General features: G+C 73.4%; 6 protein-coding genes. 1 reads left to right on the top strand and 5 read right to left on the bottom strand.

What is annotated here, in order from left to right; genetic code table 11:
- The 5 genes from H9652_RS20010 to H9652_RS18740 form a co-directional block, all read right to left on the bottom strand.
- Positions 1 to 1,168: sigma-70 family RNA polymerase sigma factor (locus H9652_RS20010; RefSeq protein WP_225228476.1), on the bottom strand; the 1,168-nt coding region annotated here is incomplete at its 3' end.
- 214 nt (positions 1,169 to 1,382) lie between these two features.
- Positions 1,383 to 2,003, bottom strand: a complete 621-nt coding sequence (locus H9652_RS18755) for a pentapeptide repeat-containing protein (protein ID WP_191798242.1) — start codon at positions 2,001 to 2,003, stop codon at positions 1,383 to 1,385.
- A gap of 39 nt (positions 2,004 to 2,042) precedes the next feature.
- Positions 2,043 to 2,315 carry a hypothetical protein gene (locus tag H9652_RS18750; RefSeq protein ID WP_191798240.1) on the bottom strand — a complete coding sequence of 91 codons (273 nt, stop codon included), beginning with the start codon at positions 2,313 to 2,315 and terminating at the stop codon, positions 2,043 to 2,045.
- Between the two features lie 123 nt (positions 2,316 to 2,438).
- Positions 2,439 to 3,368, bottom strand: a complete 930-nt coding sequence (locus tag H9652_RS18745) for a ribonuclease Z (RefSeq protein ID WP_191798238.1) — start codon at positions 3,366 to 3,368, stop codon at positions 2,439 to 2,441.
- Between the two features lie 3 nt (positions 3,369 to 3,371).
- The gene (locus tag H9652_RS18740; protein ID WP_191798236.1) at positions 3,372 to 5,459 is read right to left on the bottom strand and encodes an ABC1 kinase family protein; all 2,088 of its coding nucleotides are present in this window, start codon (positions 5,457 to 5,459) and stop codon (positions 3,372 to 3,374) included.
- Between the two features lie 148 nt (positions 5,460 to 5,607).
- On the opposite strand from H9652_RS18740, the gene H9652_RS18735 reads away from it, so the two are divergent.
- A complete protein-coding gene (locus tag H9652_RS18735; protein ID WP_191798234.1) occupies positions 5,608 to 7,281 on the top strand; it encodes an alpha/beta hydrolase in 1,674 nt (557 codons plus the stop codon).
- Positions 7,282 to 7,320: the final 39 nt, after the last annotated feature.

Raw genomic sequence — 7,320 nt, 5'->3', positions numbered from 1 at the left:
CCAGCCCGGCGGCCGACGGGGCCTGGGACGCCCCGGCGGCCGAGGTCTGCGGGCCCGGTCCGGAGTGCTCCGCCACGGCGGGCGGGGTGGCGCCCCACGGCTGCGCGACCGCGACCGCCCCGACCGCGACGGCGACACCGGCGGTGACGAGCGCGAGGATCGCCCCGCCGGAGAGCCCGGACGTCGTGGCCGCACCGACAGCCCCGGCACCTGCTGCACCCGCGGCGGCGCTGCCCGCAGAGCCGCCGGACCCGGTCGAGTCGCCGCCCGCACCGCCGCCGGACCCGCTGGCCGTTGCCCCGCCCGGGGCACCCGCGGCGCCGAGGGCGAGATCCGCCGTCGGGTCGATGAAGACGCCCTTGGCAGCGACGAAGCCCGCTCCGCCGAGGGCCGCCGAGCTGCCGCCCAGGACGGCCGGGACGCCCAGCACCAGCGGGACGAGCAGGAGGCCCAGCCGCGAGGCGACCTGGTCGACCTCGTCGACCAGGATGGAGCACGACAGGCACCCCGTGAGGTGCTCCTCGAAACGGTCCTTGTTCCGTGCGCTCAGGGCGCCCCGGTTGTAGTCGCCCATCTGCTCCGCGGCCCAGCGGCACTCGTCGGAGACCGCGGCCGTGTTGACGTGGGCCTGGAGCCAGGACCGGCGCAGCCCCTCGCGCGCCCGGTAGGCCAGGGCCGAGACCGACCCCGCGCTCAGGCCGAGCAGCGGCGCGACCTCGCGGGCGTCCATGCCCTCGACCTCGGTGTACCAGAGCACGGCCTGCCACCTGGCGGGCAGCGCCTTGAAGGCCGTGACGGTGACCGACCCCTCGACCACGACGTCGGCCATGTCCACGGGGTCGGCGACCTCGGGCACCTGGTCGACCGCGATCGGGTCCGGCGCGTGCGACCACGTGATCGCGACGCTGCGGATGGTCTGGTAGAGGTACGGGCGGAACGGACCGGTCGGTCCCTTGCCCGCCTGGATCGCGCGCAGGATCCGCAGGAAGGACTCCTGGACCAGGTCGTCCGGGTCGAACGACGACGTGACGCGACGGGCCGCGCCGCGCCCGGCACCCGAGTGACGCGACCACAGGACCGCGTACGCGTCCTGCGAGCCCCCGCGGACGGCGTCGACCAGCTCCTCGTCGGCCAAGGCCCGGAGGTCGGTCTCGCTCGTCGTCGACATGGGTGGGTCCTTCCACGGCGTGCCCGACGGTCGGGCGTGAAGCGCCTGTCAGGAGAAGAGACACGCTCGCGCGGCGATCATGACGCGAACGTGACGCGTCTCACCGGGGCGTCGGGCGTCGTCGGCGTGTCGTCGGCGGGCGCACTGCCCACCCGCACTCGGTGCGTCCGCACGGCCCACCCGCACTCGGTGCGTCCGCACAGCCCACCCACGCTCAGTGCGTCCGCACGTCCAGGCCCAGGGCCTCCGCGACCACGAGCGCCTGCGCAGGGTCCACGATGGCCCCCTGCACGATGCTGCTCAGGGGATCGAGCGCGCTGAGGTCGCTGCCTCGCAGGTCCGTGCCCGTGAAGTCGGCCTTGTGCAGCCAGGCCCCGGACAGGTCGAGGTCGCGCAGCACGGCCCCCTGGCAGCGAGCGCCCGTCAGGTCCGCCTCGCGCATGCGCGCCCCGGTGACGGTGACGCTGCGCAGGTCCGCCCCGGCCATCGTCACGAACGACCAGGTGCCGCCCACGACCTTGAGGAGGTCGAAGGTGCACTCGGTGAACGTCGACCCCACGGTCTTGCAGCGTGTGAACGTGGTGTCGAAGAACGAGCAGCGCGAGAACGTGCAGTTCGCGAAGGCCGAGTCGGTGTGGGTCGACGCGTTGAACCGGACGTTGCGGAACGTGCACTCCGTGAACGTGGCGCCCGTCGTCGTGATCTCGGAGAAGTCGCAGTCACCGAACGCGACGCGCTCGAACGTCTCGCCGTCGAGGTCCCGGCCGTACCAGTCCTCGCGATCGACCGAAGAGTCGGTGGGCGGGGTGGGGGTGCCGTGCGCGCGATCAGCCATGAGGTGGACCGTAGCGGGAGGCACCCACGGTCCTGGCGCCTACCTCCGACCGAGCCCCCGGCGCACCGCGTAGATGACGAACCCCGCTCCGGCGAGACCGACGAGCCAGCCAGCGGTGCCGAGCACGGGACCGGTGGTGCAGTAGGACGCGCCGGGCGTGACGGAGTCGACGCACTGGCCGGCCTGGACGCTCACCGCGAGGAAGGACACGACCGCGACCACCACGGCGAGAAGCAGCCAGCCCCAGCGGAGGCGGCGGGGTGCGTCGTCGGGCGCGTCGGGCTGGCCGTGCTCATCGGGCGCGTCGGGCATGCTCCGAGGGTAGTGGTGCCGAGCACGGGATTCCGCGCCGTCGAGCACGGGGAAGATGTCGCTATCCCCACGAGAACGACCTCAACCCCGTTCTCGACTGCCCGCAGCCGGCCGGCCACCGGCTCAGTGCACGCGCGGCGGGACCTGCACCCGGTCGAGGTCCTCGGCGACCGTGAGCTCGCCGTCGAACACGGTCCTGGCCTCGGCCCAGAACTCGGCCGGGTCCTGGTACCGCTGCGAGAAGTGGGTCAGGACGAGCGACCGGACCCCGCACTCGGCCGCGACCGTCGCCGCCTGGAGCGCGGTCAGGTGACCGAACGCGTGCGCGAGGTCGCGGTCCCGGTCGAGGAACGTCGACTCGATCACGAGCAGGTCGACGCCGCGCGCGAGCGAGAAGACCGCGTCGCACAGCCGCGTGTCCATCACGAACGCGAACGACTGTCCCGGGCGCACGACGCTCACGTCCTCGACCCGGACCGTCCGTCCGTCGCCCACCTCGACGACGCCCTCGCGCTGGAGCAGCCCGACCGCCGGTCCGTGGATCCCGGCCGCCGCGAGCCTGTCGGGGACCATGCGCCGACCGGCGGGCTCGTCGAGCCGGTAGCCGAACGCCTCGACGCCGTGGTCGAGCCGCTCGGCCCGCAGCGTGAAGCCCGGGTCAGGACCCACGGGCGGGACGACCCCGTCGGCGGACAACGGCTGCAGCGCGAGGTCCGCACGGTGGTGGTAGGACGTGGCGTCGAGCAGGTGGTCTACCCAGGTCGCGCCCGACGCCGGGAAGGACACCGGGACCGTGTGCGGCACGCCGTCCAGGCTGATCCGCTGCACGACGCCGGCCAGCCCCAGGCTGTGGTCGCCGTGCAGGTGCGTGATCGCGATCCGCGTGAGGTCCGTCGCGGACACCCCCGCACGCAGCATCTGTCGCTGCGTGCCCTCCCCCGGGTCGAACAGGACGGCCTCGTCGTCCCAGAACAGGACGTAGCCGTTGTGGTTGCGTGTCCGGGTGGGCACCTGGCTGGCGGTGCCGAGGACGACGAGCTCGCGGCGGGACATCTCCTACCAGCCCCTGTCCGCCGGGGCGCCGCGGAACGCGTAGATCAGCACCCGGATGCTGAGCACCGCGCCGACGAACAGCATCACGGCCCCGAAGACCGAGTACCAGCTCAGGTCGTTCGTGAGCTGCGGCCCGTTCTCCGCGATGAGCAGGAACACCCCGCCCACGACGCTCGCGGCCGCGATGATCGTCGAGATGACCTGCTGCACGAGGCTCGTGACGAACCTCCGGTCACCGGGGTCGGAGAACGCCCGGACGTTGACCGTGAACCTCCCCGCCTCGAGGTCCGACGTGATCTTGTTGAGGCGCCGCGGCAGGCGCTCGATCGACGGGGCGAACGCCAGGAGCTGGGCCCCTGCCTTGGCCCGGATCTTGCGCAGGCTGACCATGTTGCGCAGCAGCTCCTCGCCCTCGTCGCGCGCCGAGGAGACGAGCTCGAACGAGGGCGACAGGACGTGCAGCGTCCCGTCGAGCGCCGCGATCGTGCGGAACGCCGCGGCGACCTGCGGCGGCACCCCCATGCCCGCGTCGTTCACGAGGCGGACCATCGCGGCGAACAGCGAGCCGCTGCTCGCGGCCCCTCCCCCGCGGAACCGCAGGATGAGCTGCCCGACCGAGCGTTCGAACCGGCGCTCGTCGAAGCTGTCGGGCTGGTCGAGAAGCTCGATGAGCGCGTCGGTCGCCGCGATCGAGTCGTCGGCCTCGACCGCGAGCAGCACGGCCGCGAGCGCGACCCGCTCGGCCTCGTCGAGCCGGCCCACCGACCCGAAGTCCAGCAGACCGAGCGATCCGTCGTCACGCAGGAGGACGTTGCCCGGGTGCAGGTCGGCGTGGAACACCCCGGTCACGACGATCTGGTCGAGCGTGACGCGCAGCAGGCGGGCTGCGATGTCGTGGCGCGCGTCGTCGTCGAACGTCGCGAGGAGCTCGGCCGCGTCCCCGACGGGCGTGCCGTCGAGGCGGTCCATGACCAGGAGCGTCGAGCTCGACAGCTCGGGGTAGACGCGGGGGATCTCGACGAGGGGCACGTTCGCGTCGGGGTCGTCGACCTGGTGCGCACCGGGCAGCGGGTGCCGCTTGGAACGCCGGATCGTCGCGAGCGCGCCCTGCACGTCGAGCGTGTTCTCGAGCTCGGTCGTGTAGTCGAGCTCCTCGCGCAGCGAGGCCGCGAAGCCTTCGGCGAGGTCCAGGATGCCGAGCGACGGCCCCCACGACGTGTCGCGCTGGAGCCTGCGCGCGATCCGCAGCACGATCCGCAGGTCGCCCAGGACCTGCTGGCGTGCCCCCGGCCGTTGGACCTTGACGACGACCTCGCGGCCGTCGAGCAGGGTCGCGCAGTGCACCTGTCCCACCGAGGCGGACGCGATGGGGTCGGGGTCGAGGTGCGCGAACACGGTGTCCACGGGGGCGCCGATCGACCGCGTGACCATGGCCTCGACGTGCGCCCAGGGCGCGGGCGGGACCTGGCTCTGGAGCCGCGACAGCTCCTCGACGTACACCGCGGGCAGCAGGTCCGCGCGGGTCGAGAGCATCTGACCGAGCTTCACGAAGGTCACGCCAGCGTCGCTCAGCGCGGCCCGCAGCTCGCGCGCGACGGCCCTCTCCTCGGAGTCCGTGGTCCGCTGGTGGCTGCGCCGCCGGGCGCCGCGCCCGAAGAACCCGCCCAGGCCGTGGCGGACCATGATCCCCATGATCTGGGTGTAGCGCCACAGGTCCTTGGACCCGCTGCGCAGCTCGACGACTGCGCGCCACGGGGTCGGGATGCTGCCCGTGGGCACCAGGAGCTCCAGGACGAGCAGCAGCCCGAGGCCGATCACGAACGACCACGCCCACGCGAGGACGATGATCACGAGGACGACCCCGGGGTGGACCGTGAGCGAGCCGTCGGGCTCCTGCACCCCGAGCTGCTGGAACCCCTCGGTGAGCCCCCACGACCCGAGCGTCACCACGAGGATCGTCATGAGGATCGACCGGATCCACCCGACCGGCACCCCGAGGACCCTGCGGGCCGTCGCCGCGAGCAGGAGCACCATGACGAGCGTGGCAGCAGCGGTGAACAGCGCCGTCCCGATCGAGGAGAGGATCTGCATGGCCCCTACTCTCCCGCTCCCGGCGGGTGAGTGCAGGAGGACACGCGTCGGGTGAGGACGCTCCTCTCGTCGACGCTCGTGCGTCGAGGCCCCGGGGCCCCCGGGCCCCGAGGTGCATGTCCGACATGATCGTGTTCGGATGGTCCCGATGACTTCGCGATCGACGACGACACGAGTCCGCGCCGCAGCGTCCACGCTGGCGGCGGTCCTTCTCCTGGGTGGCGTGCCTGCCGTGGCCGCCACCGGGCCGGGTGGTGATCCGCCGTCGCCGGGCGGGCAGGTCGAGGCCCCGGTACCGCAGATCGCGTGGGGTCCGTGCGACGGCACGGGCCTCGAGGCGTTCGAGTGCGCGAGCGTCGAGGTCCCCACGGACTACGACCGTCCGCGGGGCCGGACGACGACGATCGGCCTGACCCGCCTCCCAGCGACCGACCCCGCGCAACGCGTGGGGAGCCTGTTCACGAACTTCGGTGGGCCGGGCGGCCCGGGCGTCGAGGGCCTCCACCAGCTCGGCGGCATGCTGTTCGACGACGAGGTGCTCGCCCGGTTCGACGTGATCGGGTTCGACCCGCGCGCCGTCGGGACGTCCGATCCCGCGACGTGCTTCCGCGACGCCGGGCGCGAGACGGCGTTCCTGTCGGACGTGCCGGCGTTCCCCGTGACCGACCGCGAGGAGCGGCGCTTCCTCGGGCAGATGGCGACGCTGGGGGCGTCGTGCACGCTGTTCTCCGGGGACCGCATCTCGCACTCGTCGACCGCGAACGTCGCCCGCGACATGGACCTGCTGCGCCAGGCCGTGGGCGACGACGAGCTCAGCTACGTCGGCTACTCGTACGGCACGGTCCTCGGGGCCACCTATGCGGCGCTCTTCCCGGACCGGGTCCGCGCGATGGTGCTCGACGGGACGATGGACGTCGACGCGTGGTCGGGCGTCGGTTCCGACGAGCTGCTGGGCGCGCGCATCGGGCAGGCTGCCGGCGCGACGGAGACGTTCGAGGAGTTCGCGCGGCTGTGCGCCGAGGCGGGCCCGTCGGCCTGTGCGCTCGCGTCGCTCGGCGACCCGGCCGAGGTCGTCGAGGCGACGTACTCGGCCCTGCGCGAGGCGCCCGTCGAGGTGCCGCTCCCGGACGGGTCGACCGTCCCGATCGGGTATCCCGAGACCGTGGCGCTCGTCTTCTCCTACCTCTACGAGCCCGTCGCCTGGGGCGACCTCGACCTGACGCTCGCAGGCCTCGCGGTGCTGAGCGGCGCCGTCGGGCCGCCTGCCGCGGACGCGCCGAGCGCCCGCAGCGCCGCCCCGTCGCTCGGGGAGCTCCTGCGCCGGGCCGGGTACGCGCAGGACTACCCGTCGGTCGGTGGCGCGCTCGCGAGCCTGTGCGTGGACGTCACGACGCCGGGCGCCCCGCGGTCGTACGCGGCGAAGGTCGACGCGCTCGACGCGCAGTACCCGCACTTCGGCCGCTACCGCGGCTGGGTCGGCATCCAGTGCGAGTTCGTCCCGGTGACCGACCGCGACGCGTTCACCGGTCCGTGGGACCAGACGACCGAAGCGCCGGTGCTCGTCGTCGGCACCCGGTTCGACCCGGCGACGCCCTACGCGTTCACGCAGCCGTACGCCGACCGCTGGCCCGACGCACGCGTGCTCACCGTCGAGGGGTGGGGGCACACGATCGTCGGCAAGTCGGCGTGCGCCGACGCCGCGGTGGCCCGCTACCTCGTCGACCTCGAGGCGACCGACGGGGCGACGTGCGCCCAGGACGTGGTCCCGTTCCAGGGACCGTCGGTCCCGCTCGGCGAGGCGCTGCGGCTGCCGGTGACGTAGGCCGTGACGGTGACGGCACGACGCGGGGGGGGGGGGGGG

The organism is Oerskovia rustica, assembly GCF_014836555.1.
In the GTDB taxonomy this organism is placed as follows: domain Bacteria; phylum Actinomycetota; class Actinomycetes; order Actinomycetales; family Cellulomonadaceae; genus Oerskovia; species Oerskovia rustica.
This window is presented reverse-complemented; position numbering and strand designations above follow the sequence as displayed.

What these genes read in the sequence shown, in the direction of transcription:
- H9652_RS18750 (WP_191798240.1), bottom strand. Translation starts at nt 2,315, where the DNA reads ATGCCCGACGCGCCCGATGAGCACGGCCAGCCCGACGCGCCCGACGAC.
- H9652_RS18755 (WP_191798242.1), bottom strand. Translation starts at nt 2,003, where the DNA reads ATGGCTGATCGCGCGCACGGCACCCCCACCCCGCCCACCGACTCTTCG.
- H9652_RS18735 (WP_191798234.1), top strand. Translation starts at nt 5,608, where the DNA reads ATGACTTCGCGATCGACGACGACACGAGTCCGCGCCGCAGCGTCCACG.
- H9652_RS18745 (WP_191798238.1), bottom strand. Translation starts at nt 3,368, where the DNA reads ATGTCCCGCCGCGAGCTCGTCGTCCTCGGCACCGCCAGCCAGGTGCCC.
- H9652_RS18740 (WP_191798236.1), bottom strand. Translation starts at nt 5,459, where the DNA reads ATGCAGATCCTCTCCTCGATCGGGACGGCGCTGTTCACCGCTGCTGCC.